The sequence below is a fragment of the Pseudomonas sp. 5P_3.1_Bac2 genome (assembly GCF_025465995.1).
In the GTDB taxonomy this organism is placed as follows: domain Bacteria; phylum Pseudomonadota; class Gammaproteobacteria; order Pseudomonadales; family Pseudomonadaceae; genus Aquipseudomonas.
Map to the genome: position 1 here is coordinate 659,575 of NZ_JANLNY010000006.1, position 23,365 is coordinate 682,939.

Below are 23,365 nucleotides of genomic sequence, written 5' to 3' on the forward strand. Positions count from 1 at the left end.
GTAGGTATGAACTAAGGGATATCATTTTGCTAGCAGCTGCGGCAGTGCTTAATGCTGTCTAGGCGCAGGTCTAATCGTATAATGCGAGCAATTCGGCACTTTTACTGGCTTACGATGGATGCGTTATGACTGATCAGCTCCCAATTGCGGTGCTCGGTGGCGGTAGCTTCGGTACCGCAATTGCCAATTTGCTCGCTGAGAATGGCCAGCAGGTTATGCATTGGATGCGTGACCCGGCGCAGGCCGAGGCCATTCGCACGACCCGGGAAAATCCGCGTTACCTCAAAGGCATTAAGGTGCACGCCAATGTGCAGCCAGGCTCTGATCTGGCTGCCACCTTAGCGGCCTGCCAGCTGGTGTTTGTGGCTTTGCCGTCGAGTGCCTTGCGCCAAGCGCTGCAGCCTTTTGCGCAACAGCTCAGTGGCAAACTGTTGGTTAGCACCACCAAGGGTATCGAGGCGCAAAGCTTCTTGCTGATGAGCCAGATTCTGCAGGACATCGCCCCGCAGGCGCGCATTGGTGTGCTCTCCGGGCCGAACCTGGCCCGTGAGGTGGCTGAGCACGCGCTGACTGCCTCGGTGATCGCCAGCGAGGACGAAGACCTCTGCCGGCAGGTGCAAGCCGCGCTGCACGGGCGCACCTTCCGGGTGTATGCCAGTGCTGATCGCTTTGGGGTGGAACTGGGTGGGGCGCTGAAAAACGTCTACGCCATTATCGCCGGCATGGCCGCGGCCATGGGCATGGGCGAGAACACCAAGAGCATGCTGATTACCCGCGCCCTGGCGGAAATGACGCGCTTTGCCGTCCAGCTCGGCGCCAACCCGATGACCTTCCTCGGGCTGGCAGGGGTAGGGGATCTGATCGTCACGTGTTCTTCGGCGAAAAGCCGCAATTACCAGGTTGGATACGCTTTAGGCCAGGGTTTAAGCTTGGAAGAGGCTGTGGCGCGTCTGGGCGAGGTGGCCGAGGGCGTTAATACGATCAAGGTACTGAAGAGCAAAGCCGAGCAATTGCAGGTGTATATGCCGCTGGTGGCTGGCTTGCATGCGATTTTGTTCGAGGGGCGGACTTTGGATCAGGTGATCGGCGCCCTGATGCGCGGTGAGCCGAAAACCGATGTCGATTTTATTTCCCCCAGCGGTTTTTAACGGGCGTACAAGCCCGGCGAGGAGAAGCAAATGAGTGATGACAACAAAGTGCTGCAACGCGAATCCATCGTGCTGCGCGTCTTGTGGATGGTGATTTTCGCGGTGGTCTGGCAAGTGGCCGAGATCCTCCTGGCCCTTGTGGTGCTGGCGCAACTGGCCTATCGCCTGTTCTACGCTGCGCCCAATGGCGGGCTGCTAAGTTTTGGTGACAGCCTGAGCCAATACCTCGCGCAAATAGGTCGCTTCGGCACCTTTAATAGCGAAGAAAAGCCTTGGCCGTTTGCCGATTGGCCCACTGCCCAGGCGCCCCAAGGCGAGGCTGCCCACAACGTACCGCCGGCGCCGCATCCGGTGCGCGACGAAGAACCTAAGCTGTAGCGCCGGCCGATGAAACTTTGGCTCTTGCGTCACGGTGAAGCCGAACCGACCCGCACACTCGATGAAGCCCGCTGCCTGACGGCCTATGGTCGTCAGCAAGCGCGACAAGCGGCGGCATTGCTGGCTTCGCGCAGCGTGCCACTGATGTTGGTCAGCCCCTATGTGCGTGCCCAGCAAACCGCCGATGAGGTGTGCGCGCAGCTTGATTTTAAGGGCCAGCGCCTGAGTGTGCCGTGGCTCACTCCGGACAGCGAGGTGCGCCAAGTGCTGAGCGAGCTCGACGCTTATCCGCAAGCAGAGCTGCTCTTGGTGACCCATCAACCCTTGGTCGGTTCTTTGGCCGGCTGGCTGCTGCACGGCCATCGTCAGCAGCCTTTGGCCATGGGCACCGCAAGCCTGGCTGAGCTCGATGGGCCGGCGCTTGCCGCAGGTTTGATGGATTTAACCCGCGTGGTGCACCAGAACCGTTTTTGAGCGCGGCAGCGCACATCGGCCTATTTATCCTCTTGCCAGATCCCCTTTGTGCATGGAATAGTCAACCAAGCAATCGCTTGGTAGGCTCCAAAATAACAACAAAGGAGGAGGCCCCGTGCCCGAAATAATTCGTTTGCCGCTGGACTTGTTCTATGAGCGTGAGGCTCGGCACCCCGATAAAATTTATATGGTGCAGCCGCTGGCAGGCGGGCAACTGCTCCAGCTGAGTTGGGCCCAGGTCGGTGAGCAAGCCCGGCGTGCGGCCCATTGGCTGCGGCAGCGGGAGCTCCCCCAAGGTAGCCGCATTGCCATCGTGTCGAAAAACTGCGCGCATTGGATCATTGCGGACTTAGCGATCTGGATGGCAGGGCACGTCTCGGTACCGCTGTATCCCAACCTAACCGCAGACTCAATGCGGCAGGTGCTGGAGCACTCCGAATCGGTGTTGGCCTTTATCGGCAAGCTGGACGACTGGGCGGGCATGGCTCCAGGTATCCCCGCCGGGGTGCCAACCATCAGTCTGTTACAGCACCCTGAGGGCCGCTTCGACTACGCCTGGAAGGACCTGCAAGCCTGCACGCCGATTGCCGACTCGCCGCAGCCCAAGCCTGAGCAGCTGGCCACCATCATCTATACCTCCGGCACCACCGGCATGCCTAAAGGGGTGATGCACAATTTTGGCAACTTCGGTTTTGCCGCGGGCCACGCCATTGAGCTGTTTGGCGTGACCGATCACGACCGGGTGCTGTCGTACTTACCGCTGTGCCATGTCGCCGAACGCATGTTTGTTGAGTTGGCGTCGATTTACGCCGGGCAAACGGTGTACTTCGCTGAAAGTCTGGACACCTTCGTCAATGACCTGCGCCGCGCGCGGCCAACGGTGTTCTTCTCGGTGCCACGGTTGTGGACCAAGTTTCAGGTTGGCGTGTTCAGCAAGATGTCTGAGAGCAAGCTGGAGCTGTTGCTTAAGCTGCCGGTTATTCGCCGCATCGTCGGTAAGAAAGTCCTCGCCGGTTTGGGCCTGGATCAAGTCCGTTATGCGCTGTCGGGAGCCTCGCCGGTGCCTGAAGCGCTGCTTAAGTGGTATCGCCGTTTGGGCCTGGATATTCAGGAGGTCTACGGCATGACCGAAAACTGCGGTTACTCCCACGTGTGCCGCCCAGGCCTGTTCAAACTGGGTTGGATTGGGCAAAACAACCCAGGGGTCGAAGTGCGCATTGCCGAAGATGGCGAAGTGCAGGTGCGCAGCGGCGCAGTGATGCAGGGCTACTTCAAAGACCCGGAAAAAACCGCTGAAACCATGACCGCTGATGGCTACCTGCGCACCGGTGACAAAGGTGAGCAGGACAGCCAGGGCAATCTGCGTTTAACCGGGCGTCTTAAAGAAATTTTCAAGACCAGCAAAGGCAAGTACGTTGCCCCTGCACCCATCGAAAACCGCTTGGGCGAGCACTCGCGTATCGAGCAAGTGTGTGTGGTCGGCGATGGTATGTCGCAGCCGATTGCCCTCTGTGTGCTGTCCGATGAGGGCCGCGCCGAAGCCTCCAATGGCGAGCGCAGTGCCCTGCAAAACAGCCTGCACACGTTGCTCAACGAAACGAATGAACGCCTCGATCATCACGAGCGTTTGCAAGGGTTGGTGTTGGTTAAGGAAGTGTGGACGGTGGAGAATGGCTTTCTCACCCCAACCCTGAAAATCAAACGCAATGTGGTCGAGGACACTTATAAAGCGCACTTCGATCATTGGCAGAAGCGCACCGATGTGGTGTTCTGGCACGACTAGTTGCACGGCGCAGGTCGCGTTGTCCGCGACCTGCCATGCCCCAGTAAAAGGATGAAAGCATGAGTGTATGGTGGCAAACCCCCGATCTTCAGCAGCTCAACAAGGTGCACAAAAACACCATCGGCGAATTGCTGGATATTCGCTTCGAGGCCGTGGATGAGCAGTCCCTGACGGCCAGCATGGTGGTCGATCAGCGTACTCATCAGCCGTACGGGTTGCTCCATGGCGGTGCCTCGGTGGTGCTCGCCGAAACGGTCGGTTCGATGGCCAGCTACCTGTGTATCGATCCCAGCAAGTTTTACTGCGTTGGTTTGGAAGTTAACGCCAACCACCTGCGCGGCGTACGCAGCGGGCGGGTGCATGCGGTCGCCCAGCCCGTGCATTTGGGCCGTACCACCCACGTCTGGGACATTCGTTTGCACGACGACAGTGGCAAGACCAACTGCATCTCCCGGTTGACTGTGGCCGTGGTGCCTTTAGGCAGCAAAGCACCTGAACAAAGCTGACGCTGCGCGGCGCACGGCAGATGGCATAGACTGCTGTCGCTGTCCGCCGATTCCACATCCAGTCAGTTTGGCCTTAGCAAATGTCCCAGCCGATTTTCTTCGCCCACGCTAACGGTTTCCCGTCCGCTTGTTACGGCAAGCTGTTCGCTGCCCTAAGCCCAGAATTTGAAGTCGCCCACCTCGTACAGCATGGCCACGACCCGCGCTTCCCGGTGGATGACAACTGGGGCAACTTGGTTGCCGAACTGATCCACCACGTGCAACAACAGCGCACGCCGGTGTGGGGCGTGGGCCACTCCCTGGGCGGCGTGCTGCACTACCAAGCGGCTTTGCAGCGTCCGGAGCTGTATCGCGGCGTGGTGATGCTGGATTCCCCCATACTCGGCGTCACCGATCGCTTGTTAATTCGTGCGGCCAAGCGTTTTGGCTTTATCGACCGTATCACTCCCGCCGGGCGCACCTTGGGCCGTCGGGAGACCTTCAGCGATCAGGCTGAGGCGCGCGAGTATTTCGCCGGCAAAACGCTGTTTCGCGGCTTTGATCCTGACTGCCTGGATGCCTATGTGCAGCACGCATTAGAGCCAAACGAGGCGAGTTTGCGGTTGCGCTTTAACGCGCAAACCGAAGTGAGCATTTATCGCAGCGTGCCGCACCGCAAAACTGCCCACGCGCCTTTGCAAGTGCCGCTGGCCTTAGTGCGCGGGGCGCAGAGTAAGGTGGTGTTGCGCCATCATGCGTATCTATTCCAACGGGCCAAACGTGGCCAGTTTTACCGAGTTGAAGGTGGCCATATGTTTCCCCTCGAACGTCCGCTCAACACTGCGCAGTTACTTAAACAGGTGCTTTCTACCTGGGCTGACGCGGCTAAAACCGGGGCAGGTCAATGACTCAGGGCTTCACGGAAGTACGTTTACCACTTGAACATATCGAGCTGGCAGCGCGGGTTTATGGCCCCGAAGACGGCAAGCCAGTATTGGCCCTGCATGGTTGGTTGGATAACGCCGCCAGTTTTGCCCGCTTGGCGCCTCTACTGCCGGGCCTGCGCATCGTGGCTTTGGATATGGCCGGGCACGGCTTGTCGGCCCATCGGCCCGTGGGCGCCAGTTATGCCATCTGGGATTACGCCCATGATGTGCTGCAAGTCGCCGAGTATCTGGGCTGGTCACGCTTCGCCGTGCTCGGCCACAGCATGGGCGCCATCAGCGCCGTGTTATTGGCCGCCGCCATGCCTGAGAGGGTTGAGCGCTTAGCGCTGATCGATGGCTTAATTCCTTTTACCGGCGAAGCCGATACGGCTGCCGCAAAGCTCGGCGAAGCGTTGCGCGCACAACTGGCCTTAAGTGCTAAAAGCAAACCGCTGTATAGCGAAGTAGAGCGGGCGGTGCTGGCGCGCATGCGCGGCACCTCGGGGGTCAGTCGTGAAGCCGCGCAGTTGTTGGTGCAGCGTGGGCTGGAGGCGGTGGAGGGCGGCTACACCTGGAGCAGCGACAGTCGCCTGACGCTGCCCTCAGCTATGCGTTTAACGCAGGCCCATGCCCGGGGCTTTGTCGAGAGTTTGCAGTGCCCGGTGAGGCTGGTGTTGGCCGAGCAGGGCATGGCGAGCAGGCAAGCCCATTTACTGCCCTGGCTGGATAGCTTGCCGATTGAGCAAGTGCGCCTGCCAGGCGGTCATCATCTGCATTTGGATGATGCAGCCGGGGCGGCATTGGTCGCAGACTGTTTCAAAGCATTCTTGCTGGCGTCTTGACTTAGTTCTGGCAAGTGCCGAAGGTGTGGCGATTGTTAGGGAGCCTGCCATGATCGAGCTATATACCGCCGCCACGCCCAATGGCCACAAAGTGTCCATCGCCCTTGAAGAGCTGCAACTGCCCTATAACGTGCACGCCTTGAGTTTCGATAAGCAGGAACAAAAGGCGCCAGCGTTCCTTAAAATCAACCCCAATGGCCGTATTCCTGCCATCGTTGACCGCAATAACGATGACTTCGCCGTATTTGAGTCTGGCGCGATCCTGCTCTATCTGGCCGAGCTGACTGGCCAGTTATTGCCCAGCGACGCCAAGGGTCGTTCCAAGGTGGTGCAGTGGTTGATGTTCCAGATGGGCGGAGTAGGCCCGATGCAAGGTCAGGCCAATGTGTTTTACCGCTATTTCCCGGAAAAACTGCAAGGCCCGATCGATCGCTATCAGCATGAAACCCGCCGCTTATACGAAGTGCTCAACAGTCGTCTGAGTGAGGCGCAGTATTTGGCCGACGCCTACAGCATCGCCGATATTGCCACCTATCCTTGGGTGTGCAGGCATGATTGGGCGGGGGTTTCTGTCGACGGCTTGACGCACTTGCAGCGCTGGATGAATGAGCTCGCCGAACGCCCAGCCGTGCAGCGTGGCCTGCTGGTGCCGGTGCGTGATGTGGACAGCAGTACGCTGGTGAAATCCGCCCAGGCGATGCTGATCAAGTGACCTTTATGCTACGTACTACCCTAGTTATCGGCGCCATGCTGCTGAGTTCAAGCCTGTGGGCGGATGTTCCCGGCAGCCAAGATTTACCCATTTTGCCCCGGCTTAACGAGGCTAAAATCGTCAGTTATCAGCAAGCAGCAGAGCAGGAACGGCGCTATCCGCAAGGTGCCATCAGCCGTATTAGCGGTAAGCTGCGCTATGAACGAGACGTTTTGGCCAGTGGCGCTTTGACTCGTCTGACTTATGAGTTACCGGCCAGTCACAGTGCCGATGAGGCCTTTGCCGCCGCGCGCACGACGTTGCAAGAGCAGGGCGCGCACATGCTCTACTGGTGTGTCGGACGTGAATGCGGCTCCAGTAGCCTGTGGGCCAACTCGGTGTTTGCCAACGCCAGCCTGTATGGCGCTGATGATCAGCAAAGCTATGCGCTGCTACGTTTGGCCGCGCCCCAGCAGGACAGCCTGCTGGCGCTCTACAGCATCACCCGGGGTAATCGCCGTGCTTATCTGCATGTTGAGCAGCTGGACTCCAGTAGCGCCCTGGGGCAGATTCTGCCGACCCCGGCGACGTTACAGCGGCAACTGAAGAGTCAGGGGCAGTTGCAGCTGTTTGGGCAGGCTGAACCGACTGCCGAGTGGGTAGCGCTGTTGGCGCGTAGTTTGAATAGCGACAGTACTCAGCGCGTGGCACTGGCCGGCGCCAAGGCGGAGGCCTGGCGTGAGGCGCTGGTGGCACAACGGGTGCGCGCCAGCCGTCTGGAGCTAGACTCGCAAGACGCCGAAGGGTTGCTGGTGAAGTTGCTGCGTTAAAGCCTCTGACCCAGCGCCGGCTGCACTTAAGATCGATTTATATTGGGCAAGCCCGCGCTTGCCGGTTGGGAGCGGTAGATGGTCAATAACGATCGTATGTTGGTGCAGATTCTCTTGCTGGCCCTGTTAGGCGCCAGCCTTTGGGTGCTGGCGCCATTTTGGTCGGCGTTGTTTTGGGCGGCAGTGCTGGCCTTTGCCAGCTGGCCGTTGATGCGCTGGCTGAGCACGGCCCTGGGCGGCCGGCATTCCTTGGCGGCGGGGGTGCTGACCTTGGCGTGGATGGTGGTGGTGGCGGTGCCTTTGATCATGCTGGGCTTTAACTTGGCCGACCATATCAAGGATGCCACCAGCCTGATCAAAGACTTGCAAGTCGACGGCTTACCACCGGCGCCCAGTTGGTTAGCCGGGGTACCGTTGGTGGGCAATTACCTGGTGCAGCTGTGGCAAACCATCGATGAGCAAGGCGTGGCTTTACTGGCCAGCGTGCGTCCCTATTTGGGCCAGGTGGGCAACTGGCTGCTGGCGCGCAGTGCGCAAATCGGTGGTGGGGTTGTCGAGCTGGCGCTGAGTTTGATTCTGGTGTTTTTCTTCTACCGCGATGGTCCGCGTCTCGCGGCCTTTGCTGAAAGCCTGCTGCAACGCCTGATCGGTGATCGCGCCGAACATTACCTGGAGTTGGTGGCCGGTACGGTGCAGCGGGTGGTGAACGGGGTGATCGGTACGGCTGCGGCGCAAGCCATCCTGGCTTGGATCGGCTTCACCATCGCCGGGGTGCACGGCTCGTTGATCCTTGGCCTGCTGACCTTTTTCTGCAGCCTGATCATGGTTCCGCCTCTGGTCTGGGGGCCAGTGGCCGCTTGGCTGTTCTGGCAAGGGCAGATCGGCATGGGCATCTTTATGCTGGTCTGGGGCTTCTTTGCGATCAGCGGCGTGGACAACATCCTCAAACCGTACCTGATCAGCCGTGGCGGCAATCTGCCGTTGGTGGTGGTGCTGCTTGGCGTATTTGGCGGCATTCTGGCCTTTGGTTTTATGGGCCTGTTCCTCGGTCCGACGCTATTGGCCGTGGCCTATAACCTGATCAGCGATTGGGTGGCGCAAAACGAAAAAGCCGCCAGTAAGGCCCGTTCGCATAACTGCGACTAACCCCCCTGCGCGGAACAATGGCCAAGCATGCAACCGCCTGCCTGGCCATTTTTTTAGGCGCTGCAGCCCGGGCGGCCGAGTGCACTCGCTGCTGTCTTCGCCGGGCAAGATAAGGCCGGCAATGAGCACGTTGAAGCGACTCGCGGCGCGGACCTGGCCGTCGCCCCATGACTTCACTGTGATGTTAAAGCCGCTCAGGTAGCCGCAGCAGGCTAGGTCATTCTTGATCGCCATCAACGAGCAGGCCGCGCCTCGGGCGAAGAGGCTTGCACTGGCCAGGCCGCAAACCTGGCGCTCCAGATCAGCAGCCTGCATATCCCGGCATGCCCCCGGTCGCCATGCTCAGGGGGCACAGCGTGACGGCCATGTATCGGTATTGATAGAAAAACGCCGCCTTGGTGCTGTTGCCTACGCATTTCTTTGCGCTTTCTTTACGCCCCAAGCGCCGGCGGCAATCGAATCTTTACAGAGGCCTTAGCCAGAATCAGTGCTCCAGTTTTGTTTGAGGCGGCACCGATGAACCTTCTCGATGGCATTGCCCTGGCGCTCGCCAGTGGCCTGTTTATCTATCTGCTGGTGGCGCTGCTACGCGCCGGGCAGGCTTAGGAGCGCTTATGGCCAGTTATGAAGTGTTAATGATTGCAGCGTTCTTCATTGCGGTGCTGTTGCCGGCGCCGTTTCTGGGACGCTATCTGTACCGGGCGATGGAGGGCGAAAAGACTTGGTTGAGCCCGCTGTTACGGCCGCTGGAAGAGGGCTGTTACCGCTTAGCTGGGATCAACCGCGCGGAACAGGATTGGAAGAGTTATAGCCTGGCGCTGTTGGCGTTTAGCCTCGCCAGCGTGTTGCTGTTAGTCGTGATTTTGATGGCCCAAGGCATGTTGCCGCTCAATCCGCAGAAGTTGCCGGGGCTGGATTGGTCGCTGGCGCTGAATACCGCGGTGAGCTTTGTCAGCAACACCAACTGGCAGGCTTATAGCGGTGAAGCCAGCTTGAGTTACTTCAGCCAGATGCTCGGCCTCGGCGTGCAGAACTTTGTTAGCCCGGCAGTGGGCCTAGCCGTGCTGGTGGCGCTGTGTCGGGGTATTAGCCGGCGCAATAGCGCGACGCTGGGCAACTTCTGGGTCGACATGACCCGTGCCACCTTGTATGGCTTGCTGCCGTTGGCCCTGGTGCTGGCGCTGCTGTTGGTGTGGCAAGGGGTGCCGCAGAGCCTGCTGAGCTATGTCAGCGCCCAGGGCGTGGCCGGCCATGATCAGGTGATCCCCTTAGGCCCGGCTGCCAGCCAGATTGCGATTAAGCAGCTGGGGACTAACGGTGGCGGTTTCTTTGGCGTTAACTCGGCCCATCCGCTGGAAAACCCCACCGCCTGGAGCAACCTGCTGGAGATGGCAGCGATTCTGCTGGTGCCGGCGGCGCTGCTGTTCAGCTTCGGTCATTACGTGAAGGACATGCGCCAGAGCCGTGCGCTACTGGCCTGCATGCTGCTGCTGTTCTGCCTAAGCCTGGCCGGCACGTTGTACGCCGAATTTCAGGTCAACCCTGCGCTTGCCGGTTTACCGATTGAGCAGGTGGGCTCCCTGGAGGGCAAGGAGAGTCGCTTTGGCATTGCCGCCTCGGCCTTATGGTCAGTGGCGACGACGGCGGCTTCCAGCGGTTCGGTGAATGCCATGCACGACAGCTTTAGTGCCTTGGGTGGCATGCTGCCGCTGCTGAATATGCTCTTCGGCGAAGTGATATTTGGCGGTGTTGGCGCCGGTCTTTACGGCATGTTGCTGCTGGTGCTGCTGACCGTATTTTTGGCCGGCTTGATGATTGGCCGCAGCCCTGAATACCTCGGCAAAAAACTCGAGGCCCGGGAAGTGCGTCTGCTGGTGCTAACCCTGATGGTGATGCCCATCGGCGTGCTCGTGTTCAGCGCACTGAGCGCCAGTTTGGCGGGGCCTGCGGCCTCGGTGAGTAACCCCGGCGCCCATGGCTTTAGTCAGATTCTCTACAACTACGCCTCGGCCACGGCCAACAACGGCTCGGCCTTCGCTGGCTTTTCCGCCAATACCACTTACCACAACCTGCTGCTGGCCGCGGCCATGATCATCGGGCGTTTGGGCTACATCCTGCCGGTGCTGGCGATTGCTGGCAGCTTAGCGGCTAAGCAGCGCATGCCGATTGGCGCGAATAGCTTTCCCAGTCATGGGCCGCTGTTTGTCTGCCTGCTGAGCCTGATCATCCTATTGGTTGCTGGTTTGACCTTTCTGCCGGCCCTGGCCTTAGGCCCGCTGGCTGAGCATCTGGCCCAGTGGCAAGGGCAATGAGGGAGTTATCCATGTCTAATTCAGTTGCGAGTTCTAGTACCTCGTTGGCGGCGTTGTATCGCCCAGCCATGCTCAATGCCGTACGCAAGCTCGATCCCCGCCAGCTGCTGCGCTCACCGGTGATGTTGGTGGTGGAGCTGTGTGCGGTGGTCTGCACGCTGCTGTGCTTTGTGCCCAACGCGCAGGTGTCCACCGGCGTCGCCGTGCAAATCAGCCTGTGGCTGTGGTTCACCTTGCTGTTTGCCAACTTCGCCGAGGCGCTGGCCGAAGGCCGGGGCAAAGCCCGCGCCGACAGTTTGAAGGCCGGCAGCCAAGGTCTAAGCGCGCAAAAGCGCGAAGGCGATACTTTTGTCGCTGTGCCTGCCCATAGCCTGCGCAGTGGCGACGTGGTGCGGGTGGTCAGTGGCGAGCTGATCCCCGGCGATGGTGAGGTCATCGAGGGCATCGCGGCGGTCAACGAGGCGGCGATTACCGGTGAGTCCGCACCGGTGATTCGCGAGTCCGGCGGCGATCGCAGTGCGGTCACCGGCGGCACCTTGGTGGTGTCGGATTGGCTGCTGGTGCAGATCACCGCCAATCCCGGTGAGTCGACCTTGGATCGGATGATCGCTTTGGTCGAAGGCGCCAAGCGGCAGAAAACCCCCAACGAAGTGGCGCTGGATATTCTGCTGATCGGCCTGAGCCTGATCTTCCTGTTGGTGGTCGTGACCTTACAGCCGTTTGCCCGCTTTGCTGGCGGCGACTTACCGCTGCTGTACCTGGTGGCGCTACTGGTTACGCTGATTCCGACCACCATCGGCGGGCTGCTCTCAGCCATTGGTATTGCCGGGATGGACCGTTTGGTGCGGCTCAACGTGATCGCCAAGTCTGGCCGCGCCGTAGAAGCCGCTGGCGACGTGCATGTGCTGATGCTGGATAAGACCGGCACCATCACCTTTGGTAACCGTCGTTGCAGCGCCTTACACAGCGCGCCGGGGGTGACTGCCCGTGAACTCAACGAGGGCGCGTTGCTGGCCTCGCTGGCCGATGACACCGCCGAAGGCAAATCGATTGTCGAGTTTCTTAAGGCGCAGGGCACCCAGGTCAGCGCCCAGCGCGACAGCATCGAGGCCATTGCCTTTACTGCGCAAACACGCTTGTCCGGGGCTAATTATGCGCAGCGCCAGTACCGTAAAGGCGCCGTCGACGCACTGCTGGAGTACCTCGGGCAAAGCCGCGAGCAACTGCCCCAGACGCTGGCCCGGGAGATCGAGCAGATCGCCCAAAGTGGCGGTACACCGCTGCTGGTGGCGGTGGATCAACAGCTGCTCGGCGCGATTCACCTCAAAGACGTGGTCAAGCCCGGCATCCGGGAGCGCTTTGCCCAGCTGCGCGCCATGGGCATCCGCACGGTAATGGTGACGGGCGATAACCCGCTCACGGCGGCGGCGATTGCCGCCGAGGCAGGGGTGGATGATGTGCTGGCCGAGGCCACGCCGCAGAAGAAGTTGCAGCGTATCCGCAGCGAGCAGGGCGAGGGCAAGTTGGTGGCCATGTGCGGCGACGGCGCTAACGATGCCCCAGCCTTGGCCCAGGCCGATGTGGGCCTGGCCATGAACGACGGCACCCAAGCCGCGCGGGAAGCCGCCAACTTGGTGGATTTGGACAGCGATCCGACCAAGCTGCTGGACGTGGTGCAGGTCGGCAAGCAACTGCTGATTACCCGTGGCGCGCTGACCACCTTCTCGGTGGCCAATGATCTGGCCAAATACTTCGCCATCCTGCCGGCGCTGTTTGCGGGGATTTATCCGCAGCTTGGGGTGCTCAACCTGATGCACTTGCACAGTCCGCAGAGTGCGATTCTCTCGGCCATTGTGTTCAACGCGCTGATCATCGTCGTGCTGATTCCCCTTGCGCTGCGCGGGGTACAGGTGCGCGCTACGGATGCGTTGAGCCTGCTGCGGCGCAACCTGCTGATCTACGGCTTAGGTGGGGTATTGGCACCCTTTGTGGGGATCAAATTAATCGACTTGGCGCTGGTCGCGCTGGGTCTGGTTTAAGGCATCAGGAGGCACGACATCATGCTTAAGCATCTACGCCCAGCCTTAGCGGTTTGGCTGTTTATGACCCTGTTATGTGGCGCGGTCTATCCGCTGCTGATCACCCTTGTGGCGCAGTTGGCCATGCCTGAACAGGCCAATGGCAGCTTGATTTACAACAGCAAAGGCGAAGTCCTTGGCAGTCAGCTGCTGGCCCAGCCTGTAAACGGCCCGCGCTGGTTCCAGCCACGGCCATCGGCAGCGGATTACGCCACGGTGCCCAGCGGCGCGAGCAACCTGGCGCCGAGTAACCCGGCTTTGGCCGCGCGCATCGCCGCCAGTGCGGCGCAGTGGCAAGCCGCCGGGGACAGCGGGCCGGTGCCGATGCAACTGGTCACTACCTCTGGCAGTGGTCTGGACCCCCATCTATCACCCGCGGCGGCGGCCTATCAGGTGCCGGCCATTGCGGCGGCCCGGCAGATCCCGGCCAGTGATCTGCAACGCTTGATTCAGCGTTACACTGAGCAGCCTCTACTCGGCCCGCCAGTGGTCAATGTGCTGAGTTTGAACTTAGCGTTAATGGATAACCGCCTAACCAGCAGGAGCGATTAAGCGCGATGCGTGCCAGCCAACGGGCCGATGCCCTGTTACAGGATTTGCCGCGCAGTGGCCGCGGCCGCTTAAAGGTGTTTTTAGGCGCCGCGCCAGGGGTGGGCAAAACCTACGCGATGTTGCAGGCGGCCCAGGCTCAACTGCGCCAAGGCGTGGCGGTGCGGGTCGGGGTGGTGGAAACCCACGGCCGCGCCGACACCGAGGCGATGCTTATCGGCCTGCCGCAGCAAGCGCTGCTGCGCAGTGAGTATCGCGGCATGCAGCTCAGCGAAATGGACCTCGATGGCATCCTCGCCCAGCCGCCGCAGCTCTTGCTGGTCGATGAGCTGGCCCACAGCAATGCCCCCGGCAGCCGCCACAGCAAACGCTGGCAGGATGTGCAGGAGTTGTTGGCCGCCGGTATCGACATCTACACCACGGTTAACGTCCAGCATCTGGAGACGCTCAACGATCAGGTGCGTGATATCACCGGTGTGCAGGTGCGTGAAACCTTGCCGGATTGGGTGCTGCACGAAGCCGATGACATCCTCCTGATCGACTTGCCGCCACGGGAGCTGCTCGAGCGTCTGCGCGACGGCAAGGTGTATGTGCCCGAGCAAGCCCGCGCTGCCATCGATGCGTTTTTTAGCCAAACCAACCTCACCGCACTGCGCGAGCTGGCGATGCAAACCGCGGCGGCGCGGGTCGATGCCGACTTGCGTCAGCGCTACTTGCAGCAAGGTCAGACGCTGCCGGTGGTGCGTGGCCGCTTACTGCTGGCGCTGGATGGTGATGGTCAGGCCGAACGCTTAGTGCGCCATGCCTATCAGGTGGCGCAGCGGCGTCATCTGCCGTGGTCGGTGGTGCACGTCGACAACGCCTCCGGGCGCGATGAACAGCGCTTGCTGCAGCTGCAAAACGCTCAGCAACTGGCTGAGCGACTGGGTGCTGAAGTCGTGACTCTGCGTGGCGGCGAAGTGGCGCAAACCCTGCTTGAGCATGCCCGGCAACGGCAGGCCAGCGTGCTCATGGTTGGTCGCGGCAAGCCGCTGTGGCGGCGCCGCTTTGCCTGGGGCCGTGGCCTGGCGGAACGCTTGGTGCAGCAGGGCGACGGCTTGGAAGTCAGCGTGCTGGATGGCGCCCAGGATGCCAGCCAACCGCAGGCGCGACGTAGCTCCGGGCCGTTGGTGTGGCGCGATTATCTGCTGGCGGTGCTGGCTTCGTTGATTGCCGCTGGTGTGGCGGTGGGGTTGGCCAGCGTACTGGAGCTGCCGAATATCTCCCTGGTGCTGCTGGCCGCGGTGTTGGTGGTGGCGGTGCGCAGCAGTTTGGGCCCGGCGTTGCTCTGCGCCGGCTTGTCGTTTCTGGCCTACAACTTTCTGTTTATCTCGCCGACCCTAACCCTCAGCATCGCCCGCCAAGAGGATGTGCTGACGCTGCTGTTCTTCCTCTTGATGGCCGCGCTGACCGGTAACCTGGCGTCGCGCCAGCGCCGGCAATTGCAAGCTCTACGCGAAAGCCAAGCAGAGACCAGCTTAGTGCTCGAGCTGTCGCGCAAGCTTACAGCCGCCACTGACCGCCAAGCCGTGCAGGCTGCGGCTTTACAGCTGTTTGCGCGCTGGCCGGAGCTGCCCGTGAGTCTCTGGGCACGGCACAAAAACCAGTGGACGTTCCTAGGCGGCGGCCCTAATGAGTTAACCGAGGTGGAGCGGGCGGCGGCCGATTGGTCGTGGCAACACGGCCACCCGGCCGGTTTGGGCACCGATACTTTGCCCAGTGGCCGTTGCTGGTGGCTGCCGTTATTAAGCGAGGAGGGGCCATTGGCCTTGCTGGCGGTCAGCCCGGCTAATCAAGCGGATCTGCCCCCCGAGCGCCGGCGCTTATTGACCGCGCTGGCCCAGCCCATGGCTCAGGCTTTACAGCGCGCGCAACTGGCTGAGGAGCTGGAGGCGGCACGCTTGCACGGACAAACCGAAGAGCTGCGCAGCGCCTTGCTTGCCTCGGTCTCCCACGACCTGCGCACGCCACTGACCGCCATGCGTGGCTCGATCGACAGCTTGCTGGCCTTGGGCGAGCAAATCCCCCTGGATGATCGTCGCGAATTACTCGAAGGCACCCGCGATGAGGCCGAGCGTCTGGATCGCTATATCCAAAACCTGCTCGATATGACTCGCTTGGGCCACGGCGAACTTAAGTTGCAGCGCGACTGGGTGGCCCCGGCCGATGTGCTGAGCAGCGCTGTGCAACGCCTGCGGCCAGTGCTGGCACCGTTGCAGTTGCAATTGCAGGTGCCGGCTGAGCTGCCGCTGCTGTATGTGCATGCCGCGCTGATCGAACAGGCGCTGATCAATGTGCTGGAAAATGCCGCGCGGTTTTCGCCCACCAATGGCCGCCTGCAAGTGCTGATCGAGGCCGATAGCAGCGAGCTGCGCTTTATCGTCAGTGATCAGGGGCCGGGTATTCCCTTGGCCGAGCGGGATAAGATCTTCGATATGTTCTACACCGCCGCCCGGGGTGATCGCGGTGGGCATGGCACCGGTTTAGGTTTGGCCATCTGCCAAGGTATGCTCGGCGCTCACGGTGGTAAGGTAACGGTGGCCGATGGCCTGGACGGGCAGGGCACCAGCATGGTGCTGCACCTGCCGCTGCAACAGCAACCGCCACTGGAAGAAGACAGCTAAGGGCCGAGCATGGGCGCACATCCTGCCTGCATATTGGTAATCGATGATGAGTTGCAGATTCGCAAGTTTCTGCGCATCAGCCTCAGCGCCCAAGGCTATAAGGTGCTGGAGGCGGCCAATGGCCAAGACGGTCTGGCGCAAGCGGCCTTGGCCAAGCCGGATCTGGTGGTGCTGGATTTAGGCTTGCCGGATCTGGACGGCCAAACGGTGCTGCGCGAATTGCGGGTGTGGTCGCAGGTGCCGGTGTTGGTGCTTTCCGTGCGCGCCAGCGAAGGTGAGAAGGTGCTGGCTCTGGACGGCGGCGCCAACGACTACGTGACCAAGCCCTTCGGCATCCAAGAGTTCCTTGCCCGCGTGCGGGTGCTGCTGCGTTTGCCATCCACTGCCGCGCAGACCCAGACTGCCACCGTGACCAGCGGCGCCTTAGCGGTGGATTTCGCCTATCGCCGAGTCAGCCTCGACGGCCAACCGATCAGCCTGACGCCCAAGGAGTACGCGGTGCTGGCGCAACTGGCCGAGCACCTTGGTCGGGTCGTCACTCAGCGCCAGTTGCTACTGGATATTTGGGGCCCCAGCCATGGCGATGACAGTCACTACCTGCGGGTGGTGGTCGGTCATTTACGCCAGAAGCTCAAGGATGATCCCACTGCGCCGCGCTATATCCTCACCGAGCCCGGAGTGGGCTATCGCCTGGTCGAAGGCGACTGATCAGGGCTCGCCGCGCTCGTAACGATCCAGGCTGTCGCTGGCAATTTGGCGACCGAGCATGATCAGCTCCGGGGCTTTGTAAAACTCAAAAAAACGGCACACACGCTTGGGCACGTTGATCAGCACATCGGGCGGGTAGCCGGCGATCTTGTACTGCGCCAGGGATGTTTGCATCACTTCAAAACTCTGGTTAATCAGCTCCAGCAACGAGGCTGGGCCGGTTAAATCTGCCACGCGGGTGCCTTCGGCGCTGCTGCGGGTGGCGGTTTTGCTGCGCTGTGTCTGGGGTTGACCTTGCCAGGGGTTGATCGCCTCGGGGGCGGTGGTTTCGGTGTGCGGTTCGAGCAGCAGCTCTTCGTCGTCCTGCTCGTGTTTGCGCTTAAACGAAGGCAAGCGCGAGCCGAGGGTGCTGACTAAGTTTTCCACCCGGCTGCGCAGTGCTGCCGGACGATGAATCACCGGCAGTTCGTAGTGATGCTGCTGGGTCGAGTTAAGGTTGACCGCGACGATCAAATCACAGCGGCTGGACACCACCGGCACAATCGGCAAGGGATTAAGCAGGCCGCCATCGACCAACATGCGACGGCCTTGCACCACGGGGGTGAACAGGCTCGGAATCGCTGCCGAAGCGCGCATGGCTTGGTGGATACAGCCTTCCTGGAACCAGATTTCCTGCTGGTTGGTGAGGTCGGTCGCCACGGCGGTAAAGGGAATGGGCAGGTCTTCGATATTGATCTCGCCGACGAGCTCGTGGATACGCCCGAAAACTTTTTCGCCACGGATCGCGCCCAAGCGAAAGCTCACATCCAGCAAGCGCAACACGTCGAGGTAATCCAGGCTTTCGGTCCACTGGCGGTACTCGGCGAGTTTGCCAGCGGCATAGATACCGCCCACTACAGCACCCATGGAGCAGCCGGCGATGCAGCCAATCTCATACCCGCGTGCTTCCAACTCTTCAATCACGCCGATATGTGCGTAGCCGCGTGCTCCTCCTGAGCCTAAAACCAGTGCCACCCGCTTGCTCATGCTGCTGCCCCCATCAGTTGTGAAGGGCCAACATACTCGCGCCGTGGTGTTGCGCCAAGGCATCATTGTGCCGGGTAGGAGGCAATTTCGCGCTGACTTAAGCCGGCGCTACTACAGTTAAACAACTAGCCCGCCATTGAAAGCCTGAGTGGGTGAGTGCGCGGTGGCGGCTGGCCATCTAGACTGCGGCCACAGCAAGACCTAACTGAGGGTGGCACTGATGTATGGAATTGGGCACTTTTGCCCGTTGCATGCGTCATAGCTGACGGATCATCGTGTTTTTTTATGGCGGAGTAAGTGAATGAAACTGTGGATCCTATTACCCGTGGCGGTGTTGGCGCTCAGCGGTTGTGCCGGTAAAACGGCTTATCGCAACAGCTGCGGTACTCAGCTGGATGCTGCCTGGCGTGAATTGGACTTGGCCAAGGCTGATGGATTCGCCGGTACGGTGAGTTACTCCAAGGCGCTGTCGTTGCTCACCGCAGCTAAAACCCAGCAGCAATTCGAAAGTTATGAGGGCTGCACGGCGAAATCCGAGCGGGCACGTTTTTACATTCGTGAGTCACGGGCAGGTCGTTGATGCAAATAGATTTTAGCCAGCTGGCTCCCCTAGATCGTTATCGATGGATGGCTTCAACCGTAACGCCACGGCCAATTGCCTGGGTTTCCACCCTGTCGGCTGATGGCGTGAGCAATCTGGCGCCCTTTAGTTTTTTCCAAGTGATTAGCGATGATCCGGCCACGCTGCTGATCAACGTTAACCACCGCCAGGACGGTAGCTACAAAGACACCGTGCGTAACCTGCAAAGCAGCGACGAATTGGTGGTGCACTTGGTCAATTTTGCCCAGGCCCAGGCGATGAATGCCTCGTCGGCCACTCTGGACTACGGCATCAGCGAATTTGAGCAATGCGGCATCGCCAGCGTGCCTTCGCAATTAGTCAAACCGCCACGCGTCGCCGCCGCCCCGGTGGCGTTCGAGTGCCGGGTGGCGCAGATTCAGCCGTATCCGGCGCAGTCGCCGAACTGCAGTTTGATCTTTGCCGAAGTGCTGTTGGCCCATATCGACGATGCCGTGCTGGATGGCCGTGGCCGGATAGATCCGCATAAGCTCGATCTGGTCGGGCGCCTGGGCGGTATGGCCTATGCCCGTACCCAGCAAAGTTTTGAAATGCAGCGTCCCAGCTAAGCCTGCTTGTTGCTAGGCACTTTTCTTCCAGCACCTAGCGACACACGCAGCGCAGCCCCATGGTTTTTAACCCTCTGCACTTGGGTCGAAAACCCATGGGGCTGTACAAGTTTTGCAATCAGTTTGCTGTCCAGCGCACCTTTTTAAACCTATCCGTTGCTGCTTACGCCCAGTAGCATCACGCCATTGTGGCGGGTTGCCAGGGGAGTTTGTGATGCACGAAAAAATCGCCGCCAGCTTAGCTGCGGTCAATCAACTGCTATTGGGTAAAGAGGCCCAGGTGCGCTTGGCCATGACGTGTTTGTTAGCCAAGGGCCATTTGTTGTTGGAAGACTTGCCCGGCATGGGCAAAACCACCTTGAGTCATGCGCTGGCCAAGGTCTTGGGCTTAAGTTTTCAGCGCGTTCAGTTCACCTCTGATTTGCTCCCCGGCGATATTCTCGGCACCTCGGTATTCGATCAGCACAGCGGCCAGTTCAGCTTCCACCCAGGGCCGATCTTTGCCGAGCTGTTGCTCGCCGATGAGATCAACCGCGCTCCGGCCAAGAGCCAAAGTGCCTTGCTGGAGGCCATGGAGGAGGGCCAGGTGACCATCGAGGGCGCTACCCGGCCTTTGCCTGAACCGTTCTTTGTGATCGCCACGCAAAACCCGGCCAGCCAAGCGGGTACCTTCGCCTTGCCTGAGTCTCAGCTCGACCGTTTTCTGATGCGCCTGTCCCTGGGCTATCCCTCCCCGGATGCGGAAAAAGCCTTGCTGCAAGGCACCCTGCGTCGCGATCTGCTGGCACACGTGACGGCGCAGCTTAGCCATGTGGATCTCGCCCAATTACAGGCACAGGTGCGCCAGGTGCGAGTGAGTGAGGATTTGCTCGATTACCTGCTGCGCTTGGTGCACTACAGTCGCAGTCAGGCTCAGTTCGCGTTGGGCCTGTCGCCACGGGCCAGCTTGGCGCTGCAGGCCGCCGCACGGGCTTGGGCCTTTATCGAAGGCCGCGATTATGTAATCCCGGAAGATGTGCAAGCGGTGCTGCCAGCCGTGGCCGGCCATCGCCTGCGTGAACCCGCGGACCCGTTGGGCCTGCCTGGGCCATTGGTGCAAACCTTGCTGCGTGAGGTGCCGGCACTTTGAGGCAACTGCTTAAAGGCGCCTGGCAGCAGTGGTTGCGGCGGCGCATTCCTGCCGCCAGCCAAGTTGAGCTCAACCAGCGACGGATTTTTATCATCCCGAGCCAGGTCGGCCTGATGTTTATGTTGGCCCTGGTGCTGATGTTATTGGCGGCGATCAACTACCAAAACAGTCTGGCCTATGCCCTGACGTTTTTACTGGGCTCAGTGTTTGTGATCTGCATCTTGCATACCTACCGTAATCTGGCGGGCTTGCAGTTACAGGCAGGCCCAGTGGCGCCGGTGTTTGCCGGAGAGCTGGCCAGCTTTGCGCTGCACTTGCGCAGCCACGGGCGGGCTTATCCGGCGCTGAGTTTGGGTTGGCCTGGGCAGCCTTTGCTGAGCGTGGATGTGCCGGCTCAGGGCCGTGTCAGCACGCAGCTGCACCTGAGTGCGGTGCAGCGCGGCTGGTTGCGTCCGGGCCGACTGCGGGTGGAAACCCGTTATCCCTTGGGTTTGTTAGTGGCCTGGAGTTGGGTCGATTTAGCCCAGCGTGCGTTGGTCTATCCACGTCCGCTCGCCGGTGAATTGCCGCTTAACAGCGGCGCGCAACCTGAGTCTGAGCAAGTCGGGCAGCTTAGCCGCAGTCAGGGCGTGGATGACTTCGCAGGGCTTAACCCTTATCAGCCCGGCGCAGGCAATCGGCGTTTGCACTGGAAGGCCTATTCCAAGGGCCAGGGCCTGATGGTCAAGGCATTTTCGGCCAACCAAGGCAGTGAGCATTGTTTGGACTTTGCCGCCTTGGGAGGGGACAGCGAGACGCGTTTGTCGCTGCTGTGTCATTGGGTGTTGCAGTTATCCGCTGAGCAGCAGGCCTTTGCCTTGCGTCTGCCGGAGCTGGAGGTGGCGCTCGGCACTGGCGCGAGTCATCGCGATGCCTGCCTGCAGGCGCTAGCGCTATACGGTGAGCCGAATGCCTAGCAACCCGCTGATCAGTCGCAGCAGCTTGCAGTGGTTGCTGCTGGCACAAGTGTTGGTGGTGGCGCCGCATCTGCTGCATGCGCCGTGGTGGATTGTGCCGCTGTGGCTTGGCTGTGCGGTGTGGCGTTGGCAGGCCAGTCGCCAGCGGCTGGGTTATCCCAATGGTTGGGCGAAAGCCGCGCTGATGCTCGGTACCGCTTTTGGGGTATGGCTCAGCCGTGGCAGCTTGGTCGGTTTGGATGCCGGCGTGGTGCTGTTAATTGCCGCGTTCATCCTCAAAATCTTAGAGGTGCGCCAGCGCCGCGATGCCTTGGTGCTGGTGTTCCTCGGTCTGTTTAGCGTGGTCACGGTGTACCTGTTCGATGACAGCGTGCTGATGGCGCTCTACAGCCTGCTGCCGGTGACCGTACTGCTCGCTGCCTTGATCAGTTTGCAGCAAGCGCCCAGTTCGCCCTGGGCTAATGCGCGGCTGGCTGCCAGCTTGCTGCTGCAGGCACTGCCGCTGATGCTCTTGGTGTTTATCTTGTTTCCTCGGGTTGGCCCTTTGTGGTCGTTGCCGGTGGCCAGTCAAAAAGCCACCAGCGGCCTGGCCGAAAGCATGACCCCGGCGGATATCGCCGAGCTGAGTCGCAGCAGTGGCTTGGCCTTTCGCGTCAGCTTCAGCGGCGCCATGCCGGCGCGCAGCGAGCTGTATTGGCGGGCACTGAGCTTTGATCAGTTTGATGGTCGGCGCTGGTCACAAACGCCACAAGCGCGCTTTACCACCGGGGCACGTTGGCAGGCCAAAGGCGAGCCGCTGAATTACAGCGTGATCATGCAACCCAGTGGGCAACGCTGGTTGTTTGCCTTGGATGTGGCCAGCACCGATTTGCCCGCGACTCAGCAGATGCAGGACTTCCGTTTGCAGCGCCAGCGGCCGGTGCAACAGGCTTTGCTCTATCAAGCGCGCTCTTGGCCGCAGGCCGTGCGTGAGTTGAACCTAAGCGCAGAAACCCGCCGTCTGACCTTACAGCTGCCGGAGCAGGGTGACCCACGCAGCCGGGCCTGGGCTCTGCAACTTAGCCGCGCCCATGCGCAGCCGTCCGAGCTGGTGGCAGCCGTGCTTGAGCATTTTAATCAGCAGCCTTATCACTACACCTTGCGCCCGCAAGTGCTGGGTGAAAACAGCATCGACGAATTCCTCTTCGATACCCGTGCCGGCTTTTGCGCCCATTACGCCGGCGCCATGACCTTTGTCTTGCGCGCGGCGGGCATTCCCGCGCGGGTGGTCGCCGGCTATCAGGGGGGTGAATACAACCCCCAGGGTAACTACCTGCAAGTGCGCCAGTACGATGCCCACGCCTGGGTTGAATATTGGCAGGCCGGGCAGGGGTGGGTCAGCGTCGACCCGACCTTTGCCGTGGCGCCAGAGCGGATCAACCTAGGGTTGGAACAAGCTCTGGGGGATGAGCAAAACCTGCTTGAGCAGTCGCCGTTTTCACCGTTGAGCTATCGCAATTTGGGCTGGCTGAACCAACTGCGTTTGGGCTGGGACAACCTCAATTACGCTTGGCAACGCTGGGTGTTGGGTTATCAGGGCCAGCAGCAGTTGCAGTTTCTGCAGCGCTGGTTGGGGCAGGTGGACGGCCAATCCTTGCTGCTCAGTTTGGTGGGCGGCGCGGCGCTGTTGGTCGGTCTGCTCGCGCTGTGCTTGCTCAAGCCATGGCAGGCCAGAGGCAGCGCTCAGCAGCGCTTGTTGCGTGACTTTGAACGGCTATTGGCGCGTCACGGCGTCGTACGGCAAACGGGCGAGGGCATACGCAGCTATGCCGCGCGGGCAGTGCAGCAGTTGCCACAGCAGGCGCCGCTGATTAACCAATTCGCCCATGCCTATGAGGCCCAGCGCTATGCCGGCCAGCTGTTGGCAGCCGCCGAGCTGCGCCGGCAACTGCGGCAATTACGCCGGTCTCTGCCTTGGCGTTGGCGGGCCTAGGCAGTGTTAAGCTGGCCCAATGCCCGATGCTGCTCAGCCCTCAGCCTGCGCGCTAACTTGTGCCTGAGGTTTGAGCAGTGC

At 60.8% G+C, this 23,365-nt stretch carries 22 protein-coding genes; 21 read left to right on the plus strand and 1 reads right to left on the minus strand.

All coding sequences use genetic code 11. The annotated features are described in order from the left end of the window. Positions 1-125 precede the first annotated feature (125 nt). The 16 genes from NTD81_RS07390 to NTD81_RS07465 all read left to right on the plus strand — a co-directional run bounded on the left by NTD81_RS07390 (position 126) and on the right by NTD81_RS07465 (position 17,013). A complete protein-coding gene (locus NTD81_RS07390; protein WP_262181059.1) occupies positions 126-1,148 on the plus strand; it encodes an NAD(P)H-dependent glycerol-3-phosphate dehydrogenase in 1,023 nt (340 codons plus the stop codon). Between the two features lie 30 nt (positions 1,149-1,178). Further along, the gene (locus NTD81_RS07395) at positions 1,179-1,526 is read left to right on the plus strand and encodes a DUF4389 domain-containing protein (RefSeq protein WP_262181063.1); all 348 of its coding nucleotides are present in this window, start codon (positions 1,179-1,181) and stop codon (positions 1,524-1,526) included. Between the two features lie 9 nt (positions 1,527-1,535). After that, a complete protein-coding gene (sixA, locus tag NTD81_RS07400) occupies positions 1,536-2,000 on the plus strand; it encodes a phosphohistidine phosphatase SixA (protein WP_262181066.1) in 465 nt (154 codons plus the stop codon). Between the two features lie 115 nt (positions 2,001-2,115). Further along, a complete protein-coding gene (locus NTD81_RS07405; protein WP_262181078.1) occupies positions 2,116-3,783 on the plus strand; it encodes an AMP-binding protein in 1,668 nt (555 codons plus the stop codon). Positions 3,784-3,842: 59 nt separating this feature from the next. Beyond that, positions 3,843-4,289 carry a hotdog fold thioesterase gene (locus NTD81_RS07410; protein WP_262181079.1) on the plus strand — a complete coding sequence of 149 codons (447 nt, stop codon included), beginning with the start codon at positions 3,843-3,845 and terminating at the stop codon, positions 4,287-4,289. Positions 4,290-4,369: 80 nt separating this feature from the next. After that, positions 4,370-5,176 carry an alpha/beta fold hydrolase gene (locus tag NTD81_RS07415; protein WP_262181080.1) on the plus strand — a complete coding sequence of 269 codons (807 nt, stop codon included), beginning with the start codon at positions 4,370-4,372 and terminating at the stop codon, positions 5,174-5,176. Further along, positions 5,173-6,036: an alpha/beta hydrolase gene (locus NTD81_RS07420; protein WP_262181081.1), complete on the plus strand. Its 864-nt coding sequence runs from the start codon at positions 5,173-5,175 to the stop codon at positions 6,034-6,036. The genes NTD81_RS07415 and NTD81_RS07420 overlap by 4 nt, the downstream gene beginning before the upstream one ends. A 49-nt stretch (positions 6,037-6,085) precedes the next feature. Then, the gene (locus tag NTD81_RS07425; protein WP_262181082.1) at positions 6,086-6,748 is read left to right on the plus strand and encodes a glutathione S-transferase family protein; all 663 of its coding nucleotides are present in this window, start codon (positions 6,086-6,088) and stop codon (positions 6,746-6,748) included. Positions 6,749-6,753: 5 nt separating this feature from the next. Further along, positions 6,754-7,557 (plus strand): DUF4892 domain-containing protein, encoded by an 804-nt coding sequence (locus tag NTD81_RS07430; protein WP_262181083.1) that lies wholly within the window; start codon positions 6,754-6,756, stop codon positions 7,555-7,557. A 78-nt stretch (positions 7,558-7,635) separates the two neighbouring features. After that, entirely contained in the window at positions 7,636-8,703 is a 1,068-nt protein-coding gene (locus tag NTD81_RS07435; protein ID WP_262181085.1) for an AI-2E family transporter, read from the plus strand. Positions 8,704-9,219: 516 nt separating this feature from the next. Next, positions 9,220-9,309 carry a K(+)-transporting ATPase subunit F gene (gene kdpF / locus NTD81_RS07440; RefSeq protein ID WP_262181086.1) on the plus strand — a complete coding sequence of 30 codons (90 nt, stop codon included), beginning with the start codon at positions 9,220-9,222 and terminating at the stop codon, positions 9,307-9,309. A gap of 8 nt (positions 9,310-9,317) precedes the next feature. Continuing rightward, positions 9,318-11,015, plus strand: coding sequence for a potassium-transporting ATPase subunit KdpA (kdpA, locus tag NTD81_RS07445; protein ID WP_262181087.1), 1,698 nt, complete (start codon positions 9,318-9,320; stop codon positions 11,013-11,015). Then, on the plus strand, positions 11,012-13,054 hold the full coding sequence (kdpB, locus tag NTD81_RS07450) for a potassium-transporting ATPase subunit KdpB (protein ID WP_315974679.1): 2,043 nt from the start codon (positions 11,012-11,014) through the stop codon (positions 13,052-13,054). Before kdpA ends, kdpB begins: the two co-directional genes overlap by 4 nt. Positions 13,055-13,075: 21 nt before the next feature. Next, on the plus strand, positions 13,076-13,645 hold the full coding sequence (gene kdpC, locus NTD81_RS07455; protein WP_262181089.1) for a potassium-transporting ATPase subunit KdpC: 570 nt from the start codon (positions 13,076-13,078) through the stop codon (positions 13,643-13,645). A 5-nt stretch (positions 13,646-13,650) separates the two neighbouring features. Next, on the plus strand, positions 13,651-16,305 hold the full coding sequence (locus NTD81_RS07460) for a sensor histidine kinase (protein WP_262181090.1): 2,655 nt from the start codon (positions 13,651-13,653) through the stop codon (positions 16,303-16,305). Between the two features lie 9 nt (positions 16,306-16,314). Further along, positions 16,315-17,013 (plus strand): response regulator, encoded by a 699-nt coding sequence (locus NTD81_RS07465; protein WP_262181091.1) that lies wholly within the window; start codon positions 16,315-16,317, stop codon positions 17,011-17,013. Here NTD81_RS07465 and NTD81_RS07470 read toward each other — a convergent pair whose 3' ends face one another. Beyond that, positions 17,014-18,039, minus strand: coding sequence for a patatin-like phospholipase family protein (locus tag NTD81_RS07470; RefSeq protein ID WP_262181093.1), 1,026 nt, complete (start codon positions 18,037-18,039; stop codon positions 17,014-17,016). A 301-nt stretch (positions 18,040-18,340) separates the two neighbouring features. On the opposite strand from NTD81_RS07470, the gene NTD81_RS07475 reads away from it, so the two are divergent. From NTD81_RS07475 to NTD81_RS07495, 5 genes are all read left to right on the plus strand, one after another. Beyond that, on the plus strand, positions 18,341-18,619 hold the full coding sequence (locus NTD81_RS07475) for a hypothetical protein (RefSeq protein ID WP_262181097.1): 279 nt from the start codon (positions 18,341-18,343) through the stop codon (positions 18,617-18,619). Then, positions 18,619-19,227, plus strand: a complete 609-nt coding sequence (locus NTD81_RS07480; RefSeq protein ID WP_262181099.1) for a flavin reductase family protein — start codon at positions 18,619-18,621, stop codon at positions 19,225-19,227. Before NTD81_RS07475 ends, NTD81_RS07480 begins: the two co-directional genes overlap by 1 nt. A gap of 214 nt (positions 19,228-19,441) precedes the next feature. Next, positions 19,442-20,356 (plus strand): AAA family ATPase, encoded by a 915-nt coding sequence (locus NTD81_RS07485; protein ID WP_262181102.1) that lies wholly within the window; start codon positions 19,442-19,444, stop codon positions 20,354-20,356. Continuing rightward, entirely contained in the window at positions 20,353-21,312 is a 960-nt protein-coding gene (locus tag NTD81_RS07490; RefSeq protein WP_262181105.1) for a DUF58 domain-containing protein, read from the plus strand. Before NTD81_RS07485 ends, NTD81_RS07490 begins: the two co-directional genes overlap by 4 nt. Next, a complete protein-coding gene (locus tag NTD81_RS07495) occupies positions 21,305-23,284 on the plus strand; it encodes a DUF3488 and DUF4129 domain-containing transglutaminase family protein (RefSeq protein WP_262181108.1) in 1,980 nt (659 codons plus the stop codon). The genes NTD81_RS07490 and NTD81_RS07495 overlap by 8 nt, the downstream gene beginning before the upstream one ends. Positions 23,285-23,365 lie beyond the last annotated feature (81 nt).

Excerpts from the sequence above, each read along its gene's own strand:
- NTD81_RS07390 (WP_262181059.1), top strand. The coding sequence starts at position 126 with ATGACTGATCAGCTCCCAATTGCGGTGCTCGGTGGCGGTAGCTTCGGT.
- NTD81_RS07395 (WP_262181063.1), top strand. The coding sequence starts at position 1,179 with ATGAGTGATGACAACAAAGTGCTGCAACGCGAATCCATCGTGCTGCGC.
- sixA (WP_262181066.1), top strand. The coding sequence starts at position 1,536 with ATGAAACTTTGGCTCTTGCGTCACGGTGAAGCCGAACCGACCCGCACA.
- NTD81_RS07410 (WP_262181079.1), top strand. The coding sequence starts at position 3,843 with ATGAGTGTATGGTGGCAAACCCCCGATCTTCAGCAGCTCAACAAGGTG.
- NTD81_RS07415 (WP_262181080.1), top strand. The coding sequence starts at position 4,370 with ATGTCCCAGCCGATTTTCTTCGCCCACGCTAACGGTTTCCCGTCCGCT.
- NTD81_RS07420 (WP_262181081.1), top strand. The coding sequence starts at position 5,173 with ATGACTCAGGGCTTCACGGAAGTACGTTTACCACTTGAACATATCGAG.
- NTD81_RS07425 (WP_262181082.1), top strand. The coding sequence starts at position 6,086 with ATGATCGAGCTATATACCGCCGCCACGCCCAATGGCCACAAAGTGTCC.
- NTD81_RS07430 (WP_262181083.1), top strand. The coding sequence starts at position 6,754 with ATGCTACGTACTACCCTAGTTATCGGCGCCATGCTGCTGAGTTCAAGC.
- NTD81_RS07435 (WP_262181085.1), top strand. The coding sequence starts at position 7,636 with ATGGTCAATAACGATCGTATGTTGGTGCAGATTCTCTTGCTGGCCCTG.
- kdpF (WP_262181086.1), top strand. The coding sequence starts at position 9,220 with ATGAACCTTCTCGATGGCATTGCCCTGGCGCTCGCCAGTGGCCTGTTT.
- kdpA (WP_262181087.1), top strand. The coding sequence starts at position 9,318 with ATGGCCAGTTATGAAGTGTTAATGATTGCAGCGTTCTTCATTGCGGTG.
- kdpB (WP_315974679.1), top strand. The coding sequence starts at position 11,012 with ATGAGGGAGTTATCCATGTCTAATTCAGTTGCGAGTTCTAGTACCTCG.
- kdpC (WP_262181089.1), top strand. The coding sequence starts at position 13,076 with ATGCTTAAGCATCTACGCCCAGCCTTAGCGGTTTGGCTGTTTATGACC.
- NTD81_RS07460 (WP_262181090.1), top strand. The coding sequence starts at position 13,651 with ATGCGTGCCAGCCAACGGGCCGATGCCCTGTTACAGGATTTGCCGCGC.
- NTD81_RS07465 (WP_262181091.1), top strand. The coding sequence starts at position 16,315 with ATGGGCGCACATCCTGCCTGCATATTGGTAATCGATGATGAGTTGCAG.
- NTD81_RS07470 (WP_262181093.1), bottom strand. The coding sequence starts at position 18,039 with ATGAGCAAGCGGGTGGCACTGGTTTTAGGCTCAGGAGGAGCACGCGGC.
- NTD81_RS07475 (WP_262181097.1), top strand. The coding sequence starts at position 18,341 with ATGAAACTGTGGATCCTATTACCCGTGGCGGTGTTGGCGCTCAGCGGT.
- NTD81_RS07480 (WP_262181099.1), top strand. The coding sequence starts at position 18,619 with ATGCAAATAGATTTTAGCCAGCTGGCTCCCCTAGATCGTTATCGATGG.
- NTD81_RS07485 (WP_262181102.1), top strand. The coding sequence starts at position 19,442 with ATGCACGAAAAAATCGCCGCCAGCTTAGCTGCGGTCAATCAACTGCTA.
- NTD81_RS07495 (WP_262181108.1), top strand. The coding sequence starts at position 21,305 with ATGCCTAGCAACCCGCTGATCAGTCGCAGCAGCTTGCAGTGGTTGCTG.